The organism is Lactobacillus iners (assembly GCF_011058775.1).
GTDB classification, from domain to species: Bacteria; Bacillota; Bacilli; order Lactobacillales; family Lactobacillaceae; genus Lactobacillus; species Lactobacillus iners.
On sequence record NZ_CP049230.1, the window covers coordinates 1,063,134 to 1,083,930 of the forward strand.

The window sequence follows — 20,797 nt, forward strand, 5'->3', positions numbered from 1 at the left end:
GTCTTTACTCCTCATCTTTTAATGGTGGTAATAAAACCTCTCGGGGTTTTGCACCAGTAGATGGACCTACTATGCCATTTTTTTCCATTGCGTCTACTATTCTAGCTGCACGATTATATCCAATCCTAAAGCGTCGTTGCAATAACGAAACACTAGCTGTTTGTTGTTGCCTTACTAGATCTACAGCCTGTTGATAAAACTCGTCATCAGTATCATCTTGCTCAGAATTATCATTTTCGGCATCTTCGCTATCAGATGGTATCATTTTTTGATCATATTCAGTAGCTTGTTGCTTTTTAACCCAATCAACCACTCGTTCAACTTCATCTACATTAATGTAAGCTCCCTGAATTCGTTCAGGTTTTGAAGCACCTATTGGCAAATAAAGCATATCTCCACGCCCTAATAATTTTTCTGCACCGACTTGATCCAAAATAGTGCGCGAATCTATCCCACTGGAAACTGCAAATGAAATACGGGAAGGAACATTAGCTTTGATTAATCCTGTAATAACATCAACACTCGGTCTTTGTGTTGCCAAAATCATATGTATTCCTGCTGCCCTAGCCATTTGAGCTAAACGAACTATAGAATCTTCTACTTCTCGACCAGCAACCATCATAAGGTCGCTCAACTCATCAACAATAACAACAATATAAGGCAATAATTCCATTACTGAATTAGCTTTATTTTGATTGTTTAATGTTACTTTCTCATTATATTCACCAATATTTCGCACTCCACCAGCAGCAAATAATTGATAACGACGTTCCATCTCCCTAACTGCCTTGCGTAAAGCACTAGTTGCTAATTTGGCATCAGTCACAACTGGGATCAATAAATGTGGTATACCACTATAAACTGACAGTTCCACCATTTTAGGGTCAATTAAAATCAATTTGACATCATCTGGATGAGCTTTCATCAAAATACCTGTGATAATAGTATTGATAGCAACAGATTTACCTGATCCAGTAGCTCCAGCTATTAATAAATGTGGCATCTTACGCAAATCCGCAGACACTATCTGACCTGTAACATTCTTGCCCAAAGGAACTGACAAAACTTCCTGTTTAGCTTTATTTTCTTGCTTTTGCATAACTTCCCGAAAAGAAACTGTCGAAGCAATTTTATTTGGCACTTCAATACCAATAAAAGGCTTACCAGGAATTGGAGCTTCAATTCTAATATCTTTTGCTGCCAAAGCCAAAGCCAAATCATCAGTTAAATTAACAATCCGACTAACTTTAACTCCTACAGCTGGTTGAACTTCATAACGAGTAACTGTAGGTCCTAACACAGCCTTTTTTACAATGACACTAACGCCAAAACTACTAAATGTATTTTCTAAAGTCAGAGTATTTTGCTTGATTAATTTACTATCTGACGATTGATCAGTATTTGGCACTGCATCCAGCAAATCTAATGATGGATAGACATAATCTAATCTTCCTAGCGAATTTTTATCATCTTTTTTAACTAAATCGTGAGCTAACTCCGATATTTCATTATCATTGCTCAAATCATTTGCCTTATCGACAACTACATCTACAGGGGCTGACTCAGGTAACTGCTCATTTTTAGGAGCATCTAAATCGCCTATATTCGGAAAATCTTGTTTCTCTTTATGTTGGTCATGATAATTTTCAATTAAATCGGTATATTTATCTTTTAATAAGATACCTGCATCTTTATTTTTGGCAATAAAGAACTTAGACAAGGTTTGAAATTTTTGGACAATTGTTCGAAATTTAACATCAAAAAACATCAACAGTCCAGTAACAATTAATAGACCTTCAATAAATTTACTACCATAACTGCCAAATAGATAATTAAAGATTTGACAAAATAAAGTACCAATTAAGCCGCCACCAACACTAATGGAATCCCTACCATGTAGAAATTCTTGTCCAATCCGTGTTAAAAAAATGCTCATATAATCATGCTGCAGCATTAATTTCTGAAATAAGAGAGAACTACACCAAGCCGTTAAAGCGATCGTGAAAATAATTAATCCCCAAGTTCTTTTCTGACCTAAGTGCGGTGGTTGGTTATAAATAATCATCACCAATGCACAAACGCCAATAATAGCACTAGCTAAATAATGAGCGTCACCAAAAAAAAGACGCACTAAATTGGTGGCTTGATTACCTAATAAACCAAAATCAGCACAAGAAAAAAGCACAAGTACTGCCAAAATTAAGCCTGTAATCACCCACTCGAGCTTCTCCTTTTTAACTTTAGAAATAGATGTATTTTTTCTAGGCATTAAAAAACCTTCCTATTAACGTTTTAACTGATCAAAATTAGATTTAAAAGTAATATTAAGTGGCTCATCAAAAATAACTTGCGTTAATTGATAAATTAAGGTTTCGATTTCTTCAACTAAAGGTCGACTTACTAATTGGTAATCAGCTGGATTCAAATCGGTACCATCACCAAAATAGTCTACAAATTGAACAATTTGCGTAATCAAACCTGAAACACTAAACTCACCTGGAGCAGGTGCTACATCAAAAATAACTGCAAGTTGAAAATACTTGCCATCTTTTCCTTCATCAGCTTCTTGTCCCTCAGGTTGATGATAAACCTGACGCAAAGAAACATTAACTTCATTTTTTACTTTTTCTTCTTCATTAACATCAAAGTGAAAATGCTCTGTAGTTACTGGTGTCATCTTTTTAAATTTCATAATATATACCCTAATCTTTCAATTTATCTTTTGGATAATGATGTGACTTTTCTAAATGAGGAAATCCTTGTTGTCTCAATGCTTCAAATAATACAATAGCTACAGAATTGGCTAAATTAAAAGCACGAATATGATCAGACATTGGTATGCGTAAATTTCTTTCATAATATTCACGCATAAATGTCTTAGGTAAGCCCGTAGTTTCTTTACCAAAAACAAAATAATAATTTTTGGTTGGATCTGTATATTCAACATCGGTATAAGATTTACTTGAAAATTTAGATATCAAATACATCTCATCATTAGATTGTAATGTAGCTAAAAAATCTTCTAAACTATCATGTTTATTAATTTTAACCTTATCCCAATAATCCAAACCTGCTCGTTTCATATGCTTATCATCTAAGCTAAATCCTAATGGCTCAATTAAATCTAAAACCGTATCCGTACCAGCACACGTTCTAGCTATATTACCAGTGTTAGCCGGCATCAACGGCTCGTATAAGACTACATGATTTGTCATTTTCTTCTCCCTTAAAAAACGCAGTACACAGTACCACGTTATATTCAATCTATATTTTACTCTTTAATATTAACCATTGCACTGATATTATTTGATGTATTTATTTATATAAGCTTGAATTTTTACGATAATAATCAAACACCTGCACAACAATAATTTTGATTCCAGCATAAATTGGAATGGCAAAAATGACGCCTAATAAGCCAGCTACAGAATTAGCACCTATCAATAGCAAAATAGTGGTTACAGGGTTCATTTTCATTTTACTGCCCATTACAAGTGGAGAAATAAATCTACCTTCGATCAATTGCTCAATAAAGAATACTACAAAAATTTTTAATAACATGACAGGAGAGTCTAATATTCCAATAATGATTGCTGGAATCAATGAAATTAGTGTACCAAAGTAAGGAATCAAATTAAGGCATGCTGCTAAAATAGCTAAAGTTAAACCATATTTTAAGCCAATTGTAGTATAGCCGACAGCAAACATTACTCCAACCCAAAAAGCAACAATCAATTGCCCTCGCACATATGATGAAACAGCTATATTCATATCATGCAATAACTTAGAAAAAACATTTTGCAAGCGTGGTGGCATAAAACTAGTTAAATATGGATTGATTTTTTTGCCATCCTTCAACATAAAAAACAAAATAAATGGTGCTGTTAATAAAGTTACAATTAACATTGAAATGACATTGACAGCTCCAAATAGATTCTCTAAAAATAGATTAAAGCTCGCCTTTCCTGTATTAAATAAAATACTTTGGGCATTTGATACTGCATCATTTAAATCACTACGAATCCCATCTAAACGTGGATCATGTAACAGATGACGCAAAGCCTCTTGCCCGCTATCCCAATATGAAGGCCAATGATCGATTAATGATTTTGTCTGAGCTTCAATAACTGGCAATAAAGTATTGATAATCAAAATTAAAATTATTAAAACAACTATAAATAAGGCTAAAATTGTCACTATGCGTGGAATACGATATTTTTGTTCCAAACAATCAACAATCGGATTCATCAAATAATATTGCACTCCTGCTAAAATAACTGCAGGCATAATAGCATTTACAAAAGTCAACACAGGAGTCAATAAAAAAGCAATCTTATTAAAGATAAAAATAGTCAAAAAAAGCAATAAGGTATTCAGCAAAAAAATGCTAAATCGATTATTCACAATCCAGCTATTAAAAATACTTTTTGCATTATCTTTTTTATTCTTCAACTCCATAAGTACTCCCTAACGATGCTCATATGATATCCAATCACCTTGTTTAAATTGTGGCATTGGTTCTTCATCATCTTTTTGCAAATAAATTGCATTATGCAATGTTTTTTCTGGTAATTTATCTACAAAAAATAATACACAATGACCAATTGCGTGCATATTATCAGCTACCATGCGACCTACGTGCAAAACTAAATATGTTTCGCCATCAATCGTCACAGTATCATCTTTTTTACAAATAAAACTACTTACTGGAGTTTCTTTATCAAATTTTTGAATTACAGCTACTCTACTCAATTTTTCATTGGCAGTTTCATTAAATAGAATAACCATATTTTCATTTTTAGAAATTGCTTCGACACCTATTTTTTGAATTGTTGCCATCCATTTCATATATATCACCCCTTAACACTAAATTTTAACATGATACTAGCGAAAATAGTTAATTATTAACGTTAAAGCGTAAAAAATAGATAAAAATTTTTGTGATATAATTGAAATTATAATTTTATAAGTAAGGGGCATATTATGAAAGTTTTATTTGGTGGTTATACCGATCATGCTTCACAGGGTTTGTATGAAGCATTTTTAGATCAGCAAAACCCTAATCCATCTATCACTAATTTAAAAAATATTATTCAGTTGCAAAGACCAACTTATTTTCAAACGGACGGATCTTTATTATTTACTATTTCGCAAAATGATAACCAAGCTGGTATTGCTAGTTATCGCTTAATTGGTCAAAATTATGTCCAAATAGATGCATTTTATCATCCAGGTGCTGCACCGTGCTATCTTGCTTTAAGCAAAAATAAAAAACTCATCTACACTGCTAATTATCATCTAGGTACCTTGTCTATCTTCCAATATGACGAACAAGGACATCTACAATTTATTAGCTCCTGTCAACATACTGGTCATGGCAAATTAAAAGAGCAAGATGCTGCTCATCCTCACTTTTTTAATCAAACTCCTCAGGGAAATCTTGTTTCTTGCGATTTAGGTTTGGATCGCTTAGACTTTTACACCTTTGATGGAAATCAATTAAAGCATGTAGCCAATTATCAAATGGAAGCTGGCTTTGGCACACGTCATGTGCGATTTTCAGTTGATGGGCACTATATGTATGTAGTGGGCGAATTATCAAGTAAAGTTAATGTAATTCAAATTGATGAAACTAATTGGAATTTTGCTGAAATTGACAGTGTCAAAACTATTCCAGAATCATACAGCGAGCATAATGGGGCAGCGGCGATCCGAATTAGTAATGACGATAAATTCCTTTATGTTACTAATCGTGGGCATGATTCAATTGCGGTTTATCGAATTCTAGCAAATCATCACTTAGATTTAATCCAGCGAATTCCCGTCTATGGAGCTTTTCCACGTGATTTCAATTTTAATAGTCAACAAAATTTACTAATTGTTGCCAACCAAAACTCAAATAATGCTACACTATACAAGCGTAACCAAAAATTAGGCACACTAGTTCCCATTCAAAAAGATTTTTATGTGCCTGAACCTACACGAGTTATAATTTTGGACTAGGAGATATTATGTTAATCGATATTGTTAAAGCTATTATTTTAGGAATAATTGAAGGAATTACAGAATTTTTACCTATTTCTTCTACAGGTCACCTTTATTTGGCAGATTATTTAGTAAAACTCAACCAACCCTCTTCTTTTATAAATATGTTTATGGTGGTAATTCAATTAGGAGCCATCTTAAGTGTTATCTTAATTTATTTTGATAAACTAAATCCTTTTTCCAAAAATAAAAATAAACAAAAACGAAAAGAAACTTGGAATCTATGGTTTAAAGTAGTCGTGGCAGTCATCCCTGCGGCTGTAATTGGTTTACCACTAAATGATTGGTTAGAAGCACATATGTCTACTTGGCCAGTAATTGCTAGCACATTAATTGTATATGGTATTTTATTCATTTTATTAGAATATTACTGTCAGCATAATCAAGCAAATATCACCAAATTAGGCAGTTTAAGCTATCAAATGGCTATATTAATTGGTTGTTTTCAAGTTTTATCACTAATTCCAGGGACATCTCGTTCTGGAGCAACAATTTTAGGTGCTTTATTGTTAGGAGCATCTCGGTATGTTTCGACTGAATTTTCCTTTTTCTTAGCAATTCCAACTATGTTCGGAGCATCTTTACTAAAATTAGTTAAATTCTTTGCCAAAGGTCATAGCTTTCACGGTGATCAACTAATCATTTTGTTAGTTGGTATGTTAGTATCATTTTTAGTTGCTTATGCATCAATCAAGTTATTATTGAAATTTATTAAGAATCACAATTTTAAATCTTTTGGTTGGTACCGCATTGCTTTAGGAATTATTGTTATTTTAGCTGGTCTTAGCCACTTAATTTAAGTAAAAAAATACTATTTCTACTTTAAAGAAATAGTATTTTTATTTGCTTAATTTTTGCCACAACTGCAACATATCAGCTGGATCAGCAATCTGAACTTCAATTCGTTTATGTTCCAAAGGATCATCAAAGGCTAATAAAAAGCAATGCAAAGCCTGTCTAGGGAAATCATCCTCCACACCATACAAGTGATCACCAAATAATGGATGCCCTAAATATTGCATATGAACCCTTATTTGATGTGTCCTCCCCGTAAATAATTGCAATTCGACTAAACTAGCACCTGCAACTTGTTTAATTACCCGATATTTAGTAACTGAATCTTTGCCGCCCTCCATGATGTATCTTTTAATTGGATCATCTTTTTTGCCAATTGGAGCATCAATAACTCCTTGTAATTGACTCGGCGAAAAATTGCCATGAACAATAGCATGATATTTTTTGATTGTTCGTTGCTTATCACTAACATTAAAACGTGCATGTGCAACTGCATTTTTACCTACTAAAACTAAGCCAGAAGTATCTCGATCCAAGCGAGTAATAATATGCGGCTTAATTTTAAGCAGAGCATCTGGATTTAGATAATGTAATAAACGCCCAACCACTGAATCATTATCCTCATTTTTGGAAGGAATAGTTAACAAATCAGCTTCTTTATTAACTATCAAATAATTCGCTGTTTCTTGAACAATCGCAATCGGCAAATTAGAGAATTTCAGTGTCGCATTGGGTTTTTCCTTTCCCAAAATAAAAATCACTTCATCTCCATCATGTAATAAATAATTATTATATCTTCTGCGATGATTGACCAATACATTACCGCCACGATGCCGACAATTAATTAAAGATCGTTTAGAAAATCCTTTAGTCAACAAAAAATCGGCTACTTTTTGTGGCCGCTTTTCACGATAAACGAGTTTGTAAAAATCCGCATTTTTAGTCATGCTCATGTCCAATGAAGGCATCTTCAACCCTATTCCAAAAATGTGTATGCTGAAATTTATCAAAACGAATTACATGCTGAGAAATACGATATTCTATCTTTTCAATGTGCGAATGATTATACTTATTGCCATCTACAGTGATAACGCATGGATCATCATCATTAATTTCGGGTTTAATAGTAATCCATTCATCAGGTGAAATCACAATCGGTGAAGATAATGTTCTAAATACCCGATTATTAATTGAAGCAATCTCCGTCATTTGTAAAGCTTTTAAACGAGGATGAATGACAGCACCACCCAATGATTTACTATAAGCAGTCGATCCAGTAGGAGTAGAAACACATAAGCCATCACCTTTAAAACTTTCAAAGAATTGATCTCGAATATAAACATCAGCTTTCAAGGTCTTAGACAATCGCTTTATCGTAGCTTCATTAATTGCCAATAATTTTTCTTTATGATGATCCTTATCTGTAATCAATAATTCAAGTAAGGGATATGAAGCTGTAGATGGTTGCTTATCTGCCAAATTTTCTACTAATTTATCGATTTCAAAATTACGCCAATCGGTATAAAAACCTAAGTGACCTGTATGTATTCCAATAAATCTCACTTGATCCAACAAATTCTCATACTTATGAAAAGCAGAAATTAAGGTACCATCCCCACCAACTGTCAAAACAACATCTGGATTTTCAACATCTATATCTATTTGTTTTTGAGATAAAAGTCGCTTTAAACTCTTAACTACTGCCTGCGTTTTAACTTGTTCATTACCAACAATTGCTACTTTCATCATTGTTCTTTCCCTTTTGTCTGTGTAAAAATTCTTTGTGCTTCTCTAACTTCATCTTTAATTGATGACATTTCTTCATCCAACTGATATGCCGCCTCGGCTGCTGACTTCAGCCGTTTAGACACGTCGTCTGGATATTTACCTTGATATTTATAGTTCAAAGTATGTTCAACAGTCGCCCAAAAATTCATAGCTAAAGTTCTAATCTGAATTTCAGCTATTACATTCTTAGGTCCATCTGGTAAAAATAGAGTATACTCAATCACCATATGATAAGAACGATATCCTGACGGCTTAGCATTCTGAATATAATCTCTTTCCTCAATGACATGCATATCATGTCTGTTGTGAAGCAGCTCTACTACTTGATAAATGTCATCAACAAATTGACACATAATCCGTATGCCTGCAATATCTTGCATGTCTGTTTCAATTACATCAGAAGGAATTACTCGGCGTTCCATTTTTTCCTTAATAGAATCAACCGTCTTTACCCTACCTACCACAAATTCAATCGGCGAATGTTCTACTTTAATTAAATAGCTTTCACGCAAAGCTCGCAACTTGATTTTTAATTCTGAAACAGCTTCACGATATGGCCATAAAAACAAATCCCAATCTTGCATCAAAATTTCCTTTCCGTTTCAAACAAAATTATTCTACCATAGAGAGGTACAAGGTTTAAATCAGGAGGAATAAAATAATGTCAAAAAATATTGAAATAGAATCAAAAATATTACTGAGCCAAAAGCTTTATCAACAAATAATTACATCTTTTACCAAAAAAGCCCAATTTGAGCAAAGTAATTATTATTTTGATAATCAACAACAAACACTAAAAAAAGATGCTATCAGTCTACGCATCCGCCTTTACCATGATCATGCAGAACAAACTTTAAAAGTTAATCCTAGTCATAAAAAGCAAAATAATTTTCAAGAAGTAATCGAAATCAACGATGACCTCACCCTTGCTGAGGCTAAATATTTAGTTAATCAAGCACAACAAATTATGACTACAGGACAAATTGCTAACTATTTTCAACAAAATTATAATGCTACATTGATCTCAACATTAAAGCCACAAACTTGGAGCCAAACTAATAGAACTTTATTAGATGGTCCTTATCATTGTGAACTAACTTTAGACAAAACTTGCTATCCAGATGGTTATTCTGACTATGAAATGGAAATTGAAAATCCTGATCCTGCTACCATCCAAAAAGTTTTGGACCAACTAAAAGAGCAATTCAATTTAACTTATGACGACGATCAAATAAACCAAAGTAAAATCAAAAGAGCATATTTGCACAAAAAATAGTTTAATAATTTTGCATTTGCCAACTTTTTTGATAAAGTAAGATTAGCATGTTGGAGGAACTAAAATGTTTGAACTCTTCTTTTTTGTTAACCCGATTGGTGGTACCTGCCACGAATGCGAAAAAATTGCTTTTCATACTATGCAACAATATAACAAAAAATTTAATTATCATCTCATTCCCATGGCAAGTATGCCAAGTATTATCGATGCCCTTAAAAATAATAAGGGAAATTATGATCTTAACCTTTTTAATCAATTTTCAGGCGATACTTTTAATGCCATTAAAGATTTTCATTCGATCAAATTACTCAAAGGCAATAAGCTTGCCAAACAATTTGTGCTTAATTTGCAAGAAATGGTTAATATCCAAAAATGCAAATATTCTGAAGAACTAGTCTTACAATTAATTAATAATTTTGATCTTTCAGCTAAAACTTTCAAGGAGATGCGACAATCTGAATATGTCAATATGTCTATTGATGAAGATTTAAAATTAATTAATACATTCAATATTAAAGTAACACCAACTATAATTATTTACAATTATGCTAAAGATGAAGCTGGTTATTTATTTGAAGGCAAATTGGAAATTAATTGTCTCAAAAAAATGTTTCAAAAGCCGCAACCGCAACAAAATAAAAAAATAGCACTTAGTTTACATGTTTTAAAAAATATTACTTAGTTTCTATATCTTCAGATATTTTTTGTAGGTATTGCACTAATGGACAACTTTGCTTAGGTAAATAATATTGCGTTAAGATCTCAACTGGTATATCTTCTACGCTTTTTCTATTTTCATATAATAATTGAGCTACCTGCAGACCATATCCTGTTTTTTGTTGAATTTTTTTATGTAAATATTGCCTTTGAAACTGCACATCAGGTAAGGAATATCGTTTTAAATAAGGCACAAAATTAAAAAATTGCTTTATTCCAAGGTCATCAAGCGAAAATTTCTTTATTTGATATTTGAGTTTACGTGAAATGGGGCTAAGTAAGATATTATACTTTAAAGATATATCCGCTTCGTAGGGATTAATTTCTAAATAATACCAACCCCATTGTTGATTAAAACGTAAAAATTTCTTCTGTGATTCTCGCAATTGCTGATGTAAAAAATGACGACGTCCAACCACCCAAACATCTTTAATACCTATTTTTTCGTATAAATTATGACGATGATCGAATTCTATATCACTAATCGGTGAACATTGAATTTCAAAACTAATGCTATTTTGCATCAAAATATCGGCTCGCAATTGACGATACGCCAAATTAACCTCCATTTTAGCATGATATCCAGCACCCACCAAGGCGGTACATAGCATTTGCTTACTTAGTGCATGCTCTTCTTTCTCGCCTTTACCTTGAGAGACATTATAATGTTTAAAAAATGGGGCTTTGCTTTGTGAGACAATTAAAATGACTCTTTTTTTACAACGAGGACACCTATAAATTTTGGTATTCAATTGCTGATAATTTGGCAACAAGCTATATTCTTCATAAGCAGTAACTAATTTTTCATTGACTAATGCAGCGTACATAAACAAACCTCCATTTGTTATATACGCAAAAAAAGCCTGCTAATAAATTTTGTTTTAAAAATTTATCAACAGACTTTTTATTTAGCAAAAAAGTTTTCTTTAAATTGACTAATAGCATCTCGGCGGTAAATACAAATACCATAATGCTTAACCATAGCAAATTTTTCATTAACAAGACGAGCTCTAAAACCCTTGGCTTCAAGACGAGTTCCAAACTCATTAGCCAGAGCCCAGATTTGTTGAGGTTCGGATAATGTTAGATCATCAATAAATTCCATCTGTAAATAGTATTTACCTTCAAAGAAATACAATGATGATGCCAGATCAGCAACATGCACAACATCCATAAAAGCAACTAAATCATCAAAATCCGCAAAACTATAAATTCGATGAAAATCTTCTAACATACCAGTAGAATCATCTTCATCTTCTTCTTCGTCTTCATCATTTTCATCTTCGAATTCTTCAGGATGATATTTGCGATAATAGCAACCAGAATGACTATCCTCTTCACTTTCTTCTTCGTCATCATCTTCTACAAATGATGATTCGTCATCTGCAGAATTATCTTCATCCAGATCACGACTCAAAGGCGAGCGCACAATCCTAATAGCCAATCCTGCAGAACTAGGCATCACTTCAAAGCTAACTAAGTCTTCCTCATGCTTTTCTTCATCATTATCATCATTTTTGCCATATACTTCTTTAGCAATACCCATCAAAAAATCACGAACCTTATCCGTTCTCTTAATAAAGTCCAACACACTTAATCCATGTTCAGCAATTTCATCATTACTAATTTCGACCCGAATTACATTCTCATTGATTCGATTAATTTTCAAATTTTTCACCTCTATTTTTTGTAGTTACTTTTTATATTATAAAACAAAGTTAGTAATTAAATCTCAAAAATTAAGTGTATTTTACAAATTTCATAAGCTAATAATTGCATTAGCACGAATTAATTCCATTTTTCGAACACTACGGGGCAAAAATCTTCTGATATCTTCTACATTATACCCAACTTGCAGTCTTCGATTATCCATAATAATTGGCCGCTTTAATAAACTTGGATGCTTAACAACTAGATCAAGCAACTGATCAATCGACAACTGATCTAAATTAACATTTAACTTTTTAAATATTTTTGATCTAGTTGAGATAATTTCTTCAGTACCATCTTCCGTTAAACGTAAAATATTTAAAATTTCTTTTTTGGTTAGTGGTTGTATTAAAATATTCCGTTCATCAAAAGCAAGATTATGTTTTGTTAACCACGCCTTAGCTTTACGACATGAAGTACAACTTGGGGAAATATATAATTTTATCATTCAATCACTCCTCAGACATAAAATCATTACTCAACAACATATATCTATTATATCATTAAAATGTGAAGTTTTTGTGATACTATAAAGAAATAGTTAAAGAAAATCATAAGATTTATAGTGTCAAAACTTAGTATGTTTCGTCATCAGATGATGCTCCATGTTAAGCTTTTCTTACACAAGCGCTTGTGACCATATCAAAAGAAAGAAGTCATTCAAATGATCAAGTCACAAAATTTTATCAAAGCATGGAACAATAAAAAATTAGTTGCTGGCGTTTTAAAAACTATCGGCGTTCAGCGTCAATATCACAATTATGAAGATTTACTCAATGAAGGTATTATCTTATATGCAGAATGTTTAGAAGCATTAGATACAGTTCAACTAGCAGAAAAAGATAAAGATAAAATAGCCTTTACCAAAATTAAATGGCGAATTATTGACCAATTAAGAAAACACAAGAAATACAATGAGCAGCAAAATATTGCAGATCATCCACAAATCAACTTTATCATACCCCAGCATGATAACTTTTTATTATTAGAAGATGAAATCAAAAGCATGTCACCCACAGAACGTTTAATTTTCATCCAACACTGGATCAACAATAAAACAATCTCTGAAATTAGCAAACAATACAACATCTCACGTAGCACATTACACCGAAACAAAGCCGCCTTACGACTTCGTCTCCGAGAAAAACTACAAGACTAATTTTAATTAAGCGAAATTTTAGCTATAATCAAATTAGTACTTAGAATAAAGAGGAATCATTATGCAAAATTACGAAGAGATCATCTTTAATAATCTAGAAAAAAGAAAAGTCATCATTAATCAAAAAACAACTGAGCCAGAAATTATCGCACAAGCTCTAAAATGTAATAACCTATCACAAATGATGGAATGGCGAATCGACTACTATGAACACGCCACTGAAATTGACCGCTTATTAGCTCTCAACCAGCAAATCCATCAACAAGCTCCCCAGCTACAGATTTTAACGACTTTTCGCAGTCAAAAATTAGGCGGAAAAACTGAACTATGCAGTGAGGATGCCTATCTAAATTTAGTAGAATTATTAATTAACTTCAACTTTGGCACAGCTATAGACATCGAACTTGACCATACTCCAGACCGAGTAAACGATCTAATCAAAAAAGCCAAAAACAAGCATTTACTAATTCGTGAATACCATAATTAAGCAAAAGCAGTGCACATCATAGGCACTGCTTTTTATTTAGCGAAGATAGTTAATACGATTATTATGTTTATAAGCTTCCTTATAATCTTCGTAATTCCAATTAATTTCTAAAAGTTTGAATAGACGTTTACCAAATAACAAGAATATATCATGCCAAATACCCTTAGACATTGAAACAAGGTAATTAGCATCACACTTTGGCATAATTTCATAAGCAAAATATTGCGAATCATTCAACAGCGATTTTTTCTCACGTCCGTTGACCACGGGTCTTCCCATCAACTTAGATTCATAGGCTAAAAGACCACGTTTAACTACTAAATTATGTGTAATTGCTTCAGACAACACCTTATCGAGATTAGCAACCACCTTATCAAAACAAAAGATATGTCGACTACCATTAACCTCAACAGAAGTAAAGCGAGCATCACGTCTATGCAACGAAAATTCAGTCAACGCACTCAGATTCAACCAACTAGTTTTCCCATTAGTAAAACCCTTTAACGAAAAAAATGCGAACTTATTAAATGACAACGCATGATACCTATTCAAATTCATCGATCTAGCAATTTTCTTTTGTACCGCTAGACCAAGCTGATACTCAAATATTTCATTATTCAAAAAATCACCAATAATCTGACGAGTATTTCTAGTAGACAAGACAATACCATGATTTTGATCAAAGATTACCGCCTTATACTTACCTTCCAGCGGATCCTTATCAAAATCATACATTGCCATCATCATTGCACTAACAGCATAATTATCCATATGAACCACATACTGTAACAATTCTGAACCAGATGCAAAGTGCAACTTCTCCCTAATAATCTCCTTAGACCATTGATAAGTCTTTTCCTTATACGGCAGTTTTGTTTTGAGCTGTCGTTTCTTCAAAAATATTCTCCTCTCAAGTTTTAAAAATTTTAGCCAATTAAAAATTTAACATGGTTCACGAAAAAAAGCAAATAATATGCACAAAAAAAGAACAGGTAACAATACCTGTTCTTTTAAACTAAACACTTAGATTAGAATACTAAGAAACGTGCAGGAACCCATTGTGCTTGAGTACCTAATCTGTAGCATAAATGACCGTTGATAACTTTCTTAGCAAATACCTTAAAGCTAGAACCTTGCTTCAAGAATTTACCAGTGTATTTACCATTTGCGTCCAACATAGCTACAGCGTAGTTTGCATGACCCTTAACGAATGTCTTAGCAACACCCTTAAATGCTACTTCCTTATCAGAAAGTACTTCTGCAAACTTAGCAGGAATCCATCTGTTTTCAGCAACTTTGTAGAATGTTACACCATTAACAACCTTGCTTGCTAATGCTTTAACAGTTGTATCTGTAACTACATAGTCATTAGTGTACTTACCTGCATCATCAAGTAATCTTACTTTGCAGTTAACGTCCTTACCAACTACAGGAACGTATAAAGTGCCTGTAAAGCCATCAGAAAGCATATCTAAATTGAGGTAGCCAATTCCTGTTTCGCCTGAAACTACTGGAGCTGGAGTTGGAGTTACTGGTTCTACAGTCTTGTGTGCTTTCAATGTTTCTGCAACATATGCTTGAAGTCCTTCTACGGTCTTAGCTGCATCAATTGCATCGTGGAAGATCTTACCTGTAATTCCAGCCTTAGTAAATTCTGCATGTGCTACATTCTTAGCTTCTGCAAGTACATCAGCTGCTGGTACTGGCAATACTTCTGGTTCACCCTTCTCAGACTCGAAGTCCTTGTATACAAATGTCTGGTTAGCTTCATTGTATGCAAAGTGTGCATCATCTAATACAAGTCCACTTTCAGTAGCATATTCTTTGAAGTGCATTTCTGCGATTTCTTTATTTACTGCTGCGAAATCTTGTCTAATGCTTGTACCCTTCTTATCATCGTATTGGAAGTGGTAAACAGTCTTTGGCATTGGTGCTACTGGCAACTCTGGTTGTACTTCTGGTTCACCCTTCTTTGATTCGAAGTCCTTGTATACAAATGTATGGCTAGCTGCATCGTAGCTAAGGTATTGATAATCAAGGTCGAGTCCATTAGCAATAGCATATTCTGTGAAGTGCATTTCTGCTGCATCCTGACTTGCTGCTGCGTAATCCTGTCTAATGCTGGTACCCTTCTTGTCATCGTATTGGAAGTGGTAAGTTGTTTCTTCCGGTTTTGGCTCTGGTTTTGGTTCTGGTGTTACCTTTGCTTTCAATTCATTAACCTTAGCTTCTGCCTTTGCAACTTCATCTTGAAGCTTACCCATTTCTTCTTGTGACAAGCCACCTTCTTGCTCTGCTTGTGCAACTGCATCTTTAGCTACTTCCAATTCATGCTCTGCATCTTTTAACTGAACTTCAACAAAAGCAGAACTGTTCTTAAGTTCGTTGACCTTTGCTTCTGCCTTTGCAACGTCATCTTGAAGTTTAGCCATTTCTTCTTGTGACAAGCTGCCTTCTTGCTCTGCTTGTGCAACTGTATCTTTAGCTACTTGCAAGTCATGTTCTGCATCTTTTAACTCAGCCTTGAAAAAAGCAGGACTGTTCGTAAGTTCATCAGCCTTTTTTTCTGCTTCTTTTTGCAAATCAGCATCACTATGTTCTACTTTGTTAGAAGCAGGTTTAGCAGCTACCTCAACAGTGTTCTCACCAGCGTTAATCTTTTCTGGATAAGCTATACCTTCGGCATTTTTAATATCATTGTCAGTTACTTTATCCAAGAAAGCTGAAACAATCTGAGCTGCAGTAGATTTACACTTAGCAGCGTCATTTTCAAAACCGTAGTGACCATCTTTAGTAACATAAACTGTTACTGGCTCAGTAGTAGCTGACTTATCACCCATCTTGAAAGTGAACTTAACGTCCTTAAGTTCAGTAACTTCTGCAGCTTGTTGACCTGTTGCAGGAGCTTGTGGTACAGTTGGTGCTGCACTAACAGTTGTAGCACCAAATGCTACACCAATCAATACTGAAGCTGCTCCCACAAGTTAACTTTCTGATTGAAAACTTATCTAATCTTTCTCTTTTCATAATTATAATCCTCCATAAATTTACATATGTAAAAATTTATTTTGTTTTAACTAAAATTATTATAGTATCATCTGTTAACGATTACAACAAAAAATCGAATATTATCCGGCAAAATATTAAAAAAAAAAATGATAATGAAAAAAAGCAGATAACTTATCTGCTTTTTTAATCTTATTCATTAAAATACTAAGAATTCTGCAGGAACCCATTGTGATTGAGTACCTAATCTGTAGCATACACGACCTTTAATAGTCTTCTTGCCAAATACCTTGAAGCTAGAACCTTGCTTTAAGAATTTGCCAGTGTATACACCATTTGCGTCCATCATAGCTACAGCGTAGTTTGGATGACCTTTAACAAATGTCTTAGCAACACCTGAGAATGCTACTTCTGCAGCTTCTGCTACAGGAGTTTCTGCAGCACTAGGTGTTACAGCTTTGGTTGATACAAGAGCTGTCTTATGTACTTCATCAAAGTAAGTCTTTAAAGTGTTTAATCTTGCAACATATGCGTTGTAAGTTGCTAATGCATTGTTTAATGCACTAGTAGCATCTTCAAGAGCAAACTTAGCAACAATAAGTTCTACAGGATCTGTCTTTTCAGCTGCTTCAAGCTTAGCTTTAAATAAAGCTGTTTTTGCATCTTCAACTGCTTTCTTTGCTGTAGCAGCTTGTGCTTTAACTACGTCCATCTTACCAGCAATTACTTCCAAAGTGTTGTAAGCAGAAAGATCAGCTAATTGACCACCAAGTTTTTCATAAGCAACTTTTGCTTCAGCTTCTTTTCTTACAGCTGCAACAAATTCTGCCTTAGCTTTAGCAGTTGCAAATGATTGTGCAAGTTGAGCTGATACAGCTTTTACGTATTCAGCTTGTGCTGTAGCAACCTTATCACCAACATTAGCCTTAGGGTTCTTAGCAAGAAGTTCCTTGTATAATGCTAATTGTGCTTTTGAAACTTCAACAGCAGTATCTTTTTCTGCCATTGCATCATTAGCTGCATCCAATGCATCTTTAGCATGTTGTACTGCTGCATGTGCTGCATCAAATTTTACCTTAGCATCATGTTTCTTAGTAATGTCTTCGTATGAAAGTCCAGCTCTCTTAGTTCTTTCTGCTGCAACTTTTTCAACTAATGACTTTTCAACAACAGCTACTTCGTATTCAGGTTTGTCAGCTGTACCTACTGAATTATACTTAACTGGAGTTACCAAATTGTAACCATCAGGTACATCAGATTTAACATTTGCTTCAGTAGGTAAACCTTTTACTACAGTGTAGCCCACAAGCTTGTTATCAGCTGTTTTAAATACAACAACAGCTGACTTTTCAGTCTTAACTGCAGCTGCTTGTGTGTTAGCGGATGTACCATCAGCAAATGCTGTAGTTGCACCACCAGCAAGTGCAACACCAACTAATACGGATGCAGCACCAACTGATAATTTTCTAATAGAAAATTTGTTTAACTTTTCCTTTTTCATATCTAATCCTCCATGAATTAAATCATTTTTCTTAAGTACGCTATTCGTACGTACTACATATTTATATTATATATCATACTTATTTGATTTCAATGTTTTTTTTATTTTTTTAAATAATATATTTTGATATAAACACTTACAGTAGTAAGCTATTAACTGCTTTTTTGTGATTAAAGTTGTAATCTTTTTGTAATATTGTAACTTGACAAATATCCATTTGTGTCTACATAATCTGTATCATTGTTGCTTGTTTGTCCAATAGTTCATTATAGTCGTTACACTAGATATGGAGGTAATTATAATTATGAAGCAAAATAGAGAGAGTATAATTAGAGAGAATCTACATTTTAGAGATAATTGGCATTTTCTGTTAGATATTGATGATCCTCGCACTCACTATGCATTAAGAGTTGTTCAAATGATAGCTACTATAATTATTTTTCTTTTAACTTACTTGCAACATGTCGTTGTCATTAATTTTCAATCTGCTGGAGCTAATGATGCTTTGACTATGTTTCAAGGAATTGCTAATCAGTCAAACAATTATTATTTTAATCAAGGATCCAATTTATTTAGTTTTTTGAATCGTTTAATGGGTGGTAACTTGTGGAGTACATATCGTTATGCCATTAATAGTTCTCAATTTATGCAAGACCCTGTTGGACTTAAGATTATGATTTGGTCGTTTTTGCTAATATTGATCTCTGCCTTTTGTATCTTGACTCATTTTTTTAAGGAACCTTACGTCTATCGGTATTCGTTAGCTGGAGCGATTGCCGCAAGCATATTTTTAATATTAACTCCTTTATTAATACATCACTGGGCTAATCAATTCGCCATCAATAAGCACCTTAGTCTGTGGCAGGCTAATCAGATTTTTAGCGTTGACTGTTTAGCTTATTTTGCTATTTTCTGTTCTCTAATTGTTTTAAGCATCTCTATCGTTAGATTTTATAAGCATTTCTAAAGCATTAATTTTAATTGTGATTTTTAATTGACATTAGAGGTTAAATGGATATATTATTATCCTATAAGGTGATTTAAAGAGACTTAAGGTACGCTATTTTAAAAACGCTTTAAAAATATACTTATGTAACTTTTCTGATATCTAATATTATCTTTTTTCTAAGCCTTAAACATCGAATTTATTCGATGTTTTTTTTGTGCAAAAAAAGCAGTTCTTCAAAACTGCTTTTTATTTTAGATGAATTATTCAATGATAATATACTTACCGTCAACCCACTGGCTGCCACCAAGATTGTAATATACGCTACCATTTATATAACGTTTTTTGAAAATCTTCCATCTTGATCCATGTGGTAAATAGCGATTCAAAGCATTTTTATAACCTGGCTGACCCCAAAGCATGATGCCATAACCAGGAACATAGTTAACACGTCCTACAGCAGTAAATGGTACATCTTGATTTGTATCAGTTGTAGTTGATGTAATAGCTGCTTGCTCTTTTTGTGCAACATTTTGACTAGCACTAGCTATCACTTGATTAATGTCAACTGAAGGTGTAGCTGGTACACTACTTGGTGCTTGTGAAACGCCACCTTTTGATAATGGTAAGACATTAATATTTCCATCAACATGAAGACCACGCCAATTGTGTGTAAATTGCCAAATTGCTACTCCATCCATGGAAGGAAAATAATCAAAATCAGGTTCATCAATCCTACCCATTGTTGCATATGATGCGACCCACAATGAATTAGGATATTTAGCTACTACACGAGCAGTATCAATCTTATTTCTCATTAAATATGCACCAGAATAAAGCATTGGCTTATAACCATTAGCATTTACTGTATCCATGAAAGATAAAATTGCATCAGTATTTGCTTCAACTGGTCCATTAATATTATTACCGTCTCCAGCTTCCCAATCACAAACGACATATGAACCAGCAGGAACACCAACATTGCGACTAGCCTTAACAGCATAATTTGCTTCAGCACTAGCTTTTTGTGCATCATTTCCAAATACTGCAAAATGATATGACATAGTCATCATATTATTAGCTAAAGCACTAGATACCTGACCACTAGCCTTTGGATTAGTATACCATGTACCCTCAGTTGTTTTAACAAAAGCATATTTAGCACCATTTTGAGCATAGTTAGACATATCAGTGCTTTGGAAACTAGAAACATCGACTCCATAGCTTTTATTTTCAACATAACTAGTATCAGCTTTTACTGTAGTCATAGCTACAGGTGAATTTTTGACAACCGTATTAGGCATAGAAGCTAATGCTCCAAAACAAACTGCAACTCCCAACCATTCTGACTTAGAAATATGCATCAA

22 protein-coding genes are annotated in these 20,797 nt (G+C 33.5%); 7 read left to right on the plus strand and 15 right to left on the minus strand.

Annotation, left to right across the window (positions count from 1 at the left end):
* Positions 1–4 precede the first annotated feature (4 nt).
* The 5 genes from G6Z82_RS05180 to G6Z82_RS05200 form a co-directional block, all read right to left on the minus strand.
* Complete coding sequence (locus G6Z82_RS05180) at positions 5–2,269, minus strand: FtsK/SpoIIIE family DNA translocase (protein ID WP_164785882.1); 2,265 nt, start codon at positions 2,267–2,269, stop codon at positions 5–7.
* A 15-nt stretch (positions 2,270–2,284) separates the two neighbouring features.
* Positions 2,285–2,692: a DUF1149 family protein gene (locus G6Z82_RS05185; RefSeq protein ID WP_006729556.1), complete on the minus strand. Its 408-nt coding sequence runs from the start codon at positions 2,690–2,692 to the stop codon at positions 2,285–2,287.
* A gap of 10 nt (positions 2,693–2,702) precedes the next feature.
* Positions 2,703–3,215: a tRNA (uridine(34)/cytosine(34)/5-carboxymethylaminomethyluridine(34)-2'-O)-methyltransferase TrmL gene (trmL, locus tag G6Z82_RS05190; RefSeq protein ID WP_006730065.1), complete on the minus strand. Its 513-nt coding sequence runs from the start codon at positions 3,213–3,215 to the stop codon at positions 2,703–2,705.
* Positions 3,216–3,315: 100 nt separating this feature from the next.
* Positions 3,316–4,458 (minus strand): AI-2E family transporter, encoded by a 1,143-nt coding sequence (locus G6Z82_RS05195; protein ID WP_006730059.1) that lies wholly within the window; start codon positions 4,456–4,458, stop codon positions 3,316–3,318.
* A 9-nt stretch (positions 4,459–4,467) separates the two neighbouring features.
* On the minus strand, positions 4,468–4,848 hold the full coding sequence (locus G6Z82_RS05200) for a PTS glucitol/sorbitol transporter subunit IIA (protein ID WP_006730051.1): 381 nt from the start codon (positions 4,846–4,848) through the stop codon (positions 4,468–4,470).
* 135 nt (positions 4,849–4,983) lie between these two features.
* On the opposite strand from G6Z82_RS05200, the gene G6Z82_RS05205 reads away from it, so the two are divergent.
* Together G6Z82_RS05205 and G6Z82_RS05210 are read left to right on the plus strand one after the other, a co-directional pair.
* On the plus strand, positions 4,984–6,003 hold the full coding sequence (locus G6Z82_RS05205) for a lactonase family protein (RefSeq protein WP_164785883.1): 1,020 nt from the start codon (positions 4,984–4,986) through the stop codon (positions 6,001–6,003).
* Positions 6,004–6,011: 8 nt separating this feature from the next.
* Entirely contained in the window at positions 6,012–6,845 is an 834-nt protein-coding gene (locus G6Z82_RS05210) for an undecaprenyl-diphosphate phosphatase (protein WP_164785884.1), read from the plus strand.
* A gap of 39 nt (positions 6,846–6,884) precedes the next feature.
* Here G6Z82_RS05210 and G6Z82_RS05215 read toward each other — a convergent pair whose 3' ends face one another.
* The 3 genes from G6Z82_RS05215 to yjbM are packed head-to-tail and all read right to left on the minus strand — an operon-like array spanning position 6,885 to position 9,212.
* Complete coding sequence (locus G6Z82_RS05215; RefSeq protein ID WP_164785885.1) at positions 6,885–7,808, minus strand: RluA family pseudouridine synthase; 924 nt, start codon at positions 7,806–7,808, stop codon at positions 6,885–6,887.
* Entirely contained in the window at positions 7,780–8,586 is an 807-nt protein-coding gene (locus G6Z82_RS05220) for an NAD kinase (protein WP_006731189.1), read from the minus strand. The genes G6Z82_RS05215 and G6Z82_RS05220 overlap by 29 nt, the downstream gene beginning before the upstream one ends.
* The gene (gene yjbM / locus G6Z82_RS05225) at positions 8,586–9,212 is read right to left on the minus strand and encodes a GTP diphosphokinase (RefSeq protein ID WP_164786010.1); all 627 of its coding nucleotides are present in this window, start codon (positions 9,210–9,212) and stop codon (positions 8,586–8,588) included. Before yjbM ends, G6Z82_RS05220 begins: the two co-directional genes overlap by 1 nt.
* Positions 9,213–9,289: 77 nt before the next feature.
* Here yjbM and G6Z82_RS05230 point away from each other — a divergent pair, with 77 nt between their 5' ends.
* Together G6Z82_RS05230 and G6Z82_RS05235 are read left to right on the plus strand one after the other, a co-directional pair.
* Entirely contained in the window at positions 9,290–9,904 is a 615-nt protein-coding gene (locus G6Z82_RS05230; protein WP_163623560.1) for a CYTH domain-containing protein, read from the plus strand.
* A gap of 64 nt (positions 9,905–9,968) precedes the next feature.
* Entirely contained in the window at positions 9,969–10,586 is a 618-nt protein-coding gene (locus G6Z82_RS05235) for a DsbA family protein (protein WP_164785886.1), read from the plus strand.
* Here the strand turns inward: G6Z82_RS05235 and G6Z82_RS05240 are convergent.
* The 3 genes from G6Z82_RS05240 to spx form a co-directional block, all read right to left on the minus strand.
* Positions 10,579–11,448: a competence protein CoiA family protein gene (locus G6Z82_RS05240; RefSeq protein WP_164785887.1), complete on the minus strand. Its 870-nt coding sequence runs from the start codon at positions 11,446–11,448 to the stop codon at positions 10,579–10,581. The genes G6Z82_RS05235 and G6Z82_RS05240 overlap by 8 nt on opposite strands.
* A gap of 77 nt (positions 11,449–11,525) precedes the next feature.
* Positions 11,526–12,290, minus strand: a complete 765-nt coding sequence (locus tag G6Z82_RS05245; protein ID WP_102215327.1) for an adaptor protein MecA — start codon at positions 12,288–12,290, stop codon at positions 11,526–11,528.
* 90 nt (positions 12,291–12,380) lie between these two features.
* Entirely contained in the window at positions 12,381–12,779 is a 399-nt protein-coding gene (gene spx, locus G6Z82_RS05250; RefSeq protein ID WP_006729543.1) for a transcriptional regulator Spx, read from the minus strand.
* A gap of 216 nt (positions 12,780–12,995) precedes the next feature.
* On the opposite strand from spx, the gene G6Z82_RS05255 reads away from it, so the two are divergent.
* Both G6Z82_RS05255 and G6Z82_RS05260 read left to right on the plus strand, forming a co-directional pair.
* Complete coding sequence (locus G6Z82_RS05255; protein ID WP_006729542.1) at positions 12,996–13,490, plus strand: sigma-70 family RNA polymerase sigma factor; 495 nt, start codon at positions 12,996–12,998, stop codon at positions 13,488–13,490.
* Between the two features lie 61 nt (positions 13,491–13,551).
* The gene (locus tag G6Z82_RS05260) at positions 13,552–13,977 is read left to right on the plus strand and encodes a type I 3-dehydroquinate dehydratase (protein ID WP_006729541.1); all 426 of its coding nucleotides are present in this window, start codon (positions 13,552–13,554) and stop codon (positions 13,975–13,977) included.
* A 36-nt stretch (positions 13,978–14,013) separates the two neighbouring features.
* Here the strand turns inward: G6Z82_RS05260 and G6Z82_RS05265 are convergent, their stop codons facing one another.
* The 3 genes from G6Z82_RS05265 to G6Z82_RS05275 form a co-directional block, all read right to left on the minus strand.
* On the minus strand, positions 14,014–14,874 hold the full coding sequence (locus tag G6Z82_RS05265) for a hypothetical protein (protein WP_006730057.1): 861 nt from the start codon (positions 14,872–14,874) through the stop codon (positions 14,014–14,016).
* A gap of 131 nt (positions 14,875–15,005) precedes the next feature.
* Entirely contained in the window at positions 15,006–16,958 is a 1,953-nt protein-coding gene (locus G6Z82_RS05270; protein WP_241243736.1) for an albumin-binding GA domain-containing protein, read from the minus strand.
* Positions 16,959–17,182: 224 nt separating this feature from the next.
* Positions 17,183–18,484, minus strand: coding sequence for a YSIRK-type signal peptide-containing protein (locus tag G6Z82_RS05275; protein ID WP_164785888.1), 1,302 nt, complete (start codon positions 18,482–18,484; stop codon positions 17,183–17,185).
* Positions 18,485–18,788: 304 nt separating this feature from the next.
* Here G6Z82_RS05275 and G6Z82_RS05280 point away from each other — a divergent pair, with 304 nt between their 5' ends.
* The gene (locus G6Z82_RS05280; protein WP_164785889.1) at positions 18,789–19,451 is read left to right on the plus strand and encodes a hypothetical protein; all 663 of its coding nucleotides are present in this window, start codon (positions 18,789–18,791) and stop codon (positions 19,449–19,451) included.
* Between the two features lie 242 nt (positions 19,452–19,693).
* On the opposite strand, the gene G6Z82_RS05285 is transcribed toward G6Z82_RS05280, so the two are convergent.
* Entirely contained in the window at positions 19,694–20,794 is a 1,101-nt protein-coding gene (locus G6Z82_RS05285) for a GH25 family lysozyme (protein WP_164785891.1), read from the minus strand.
* Positions 20,795–20,797: the final 3 nt, after the last annotated feature.

Excerpts from the sequence above, each read along its gene's own strand:
- G6Z82_RS05180 (WP_164785882.1), bottom strand. The coding sequence starts at position 2,269 with ATGCCTAGAAAAAATACATCTATTTCTAAAGTTAAAAAGGAGAAGCTC.
- G6Z82_RS05185 (WP_006729556.1), bottom strand. The coding sequence starts at position 2,692 with ATGAAATTTAAAAAGATGACACCAGTAACTACAGAGCATTTTCACTTT.
- trmL (WP_006730065.1), bottom strand. The coding sequence starts at position 3,215 with ATGACAAATCATGTAGTCTTATACGAGCCGTTGATGCCGGCTAACACT.
- G6Z82_RS05195 (WP_006730059.1), bottom strand. The coding sequence starts at position 4,458 with ATGGAGTTGAAGAATAAAAAAGATAATGCAAAAAGTATTTTTAATAGC.
- G6Z82_RS05200 (WP_006730051.1), bottom strand. The coding sequence starts at position 4,848 with ATGAAATGGATGGCAACAATTCAAAAAATAGGTGTCGAAGCAATTTCT.
- G6Z82_RS05205 (WP_164785883.1), top strand. The coding sequence starts at position 4,984 with ATGAAAGTTTTATTTGGTGGTTATACCGATCATGCTTCACAGGGTTTG.
- G6Z82_RS05210 (WP_164785884.1), top strand. The coding sequence starts at position 6,012 with ATGTTAATCGATATTGTTAAAGCTATTATTTTAGGAATAATTGAAGGA.
- G6Z82_RS05215 (WP_164785885.1), bottom strand. The coding sequence starts at position 7,808 with ATGCCTTCATTGGACATGAGCATGACTAAAAATGCGGATTTTTACAAA.
- G6Z82_RS05220 (WP_006731189.1), bottom strand. The coding sequence starts at position 8,586 with ATGAAAGTAGCAATTGTTGGTAATGAACAAGTTAAAACGCAGGCAGTA.
- yjbM (WP_164786010.1), bottom strand. The coding sequence starts at position 9,212 with ATGCAAGATTGGGATTTGTTTTTATGGCCATATCGTGAAGCTGTTTCA.
- G6Z82_RS05230 (WP_163623560.1), top strand. The coding sequence starts at position 9,290 with ATGTCAAAAAATATTGAAATAGAATCAAAAATATTACTGAGCCAAAAG.
- G6Z82_RS05235 (WP_164785886.1), top strand. The coding sequence starts at position 9,969 with ATGTTTGAACTCTTCTTTTTTGTTAACCCGATTGGTGGTACCTGCCAC.
- G6Z82_RS05240 (WP_164785887.1), bottom strand. The coding sequence starts at position 11,448 with ATGTACGCTGCATTAGTCAATGAAAAATTAGTTACTGCTTATGAAGAA.
- spx (WP_006729543.1), bottom strand. The coding sequence starts at position 12,779 with ATGATAAAATTATATATTTCCCCAAGTTGTACTTCATGTCGTAAAGCT.
- G6Z82_RS05255 (WP_006729542.1), top strand. The coding sequence starts at position 12,996 with ATGATCAAGTCACAAAATTTTATCAAAGCATGGAACAATAAAAAATTA.
- G6Z82_RS05260 (WP_006729541.1), top strand. The coding sequence starts at position 13,552 with ATGCAAAATTACGAAGAGATCATCTTTAATAATCTAGAAAAAAGAAAA.
- G6Z82_RS05275 (WP_164785888.1), bottom strand. The coding sequence starts at position 18,484 with ATGAAAAAGGAAAAGTTAAACAAATTTTCTATTAGAAAATTATCAGTT.
- G6Z82_RS05280 (WP_164785889.1), top strand. The coding sequence starts at position 18,789 with ATGAAGCAAAATAGAGAGAGTATAATTAGAGAGAATCTACATTTTAGA.
- G6Z82_RS05285 (WP_164785891.1), bottom strand. The coding sequence starts at position 20,794 with ATGCATATTTCTAAGTCAGAATGGTTGGGAGTTGCAGTTTGTTTTGGA.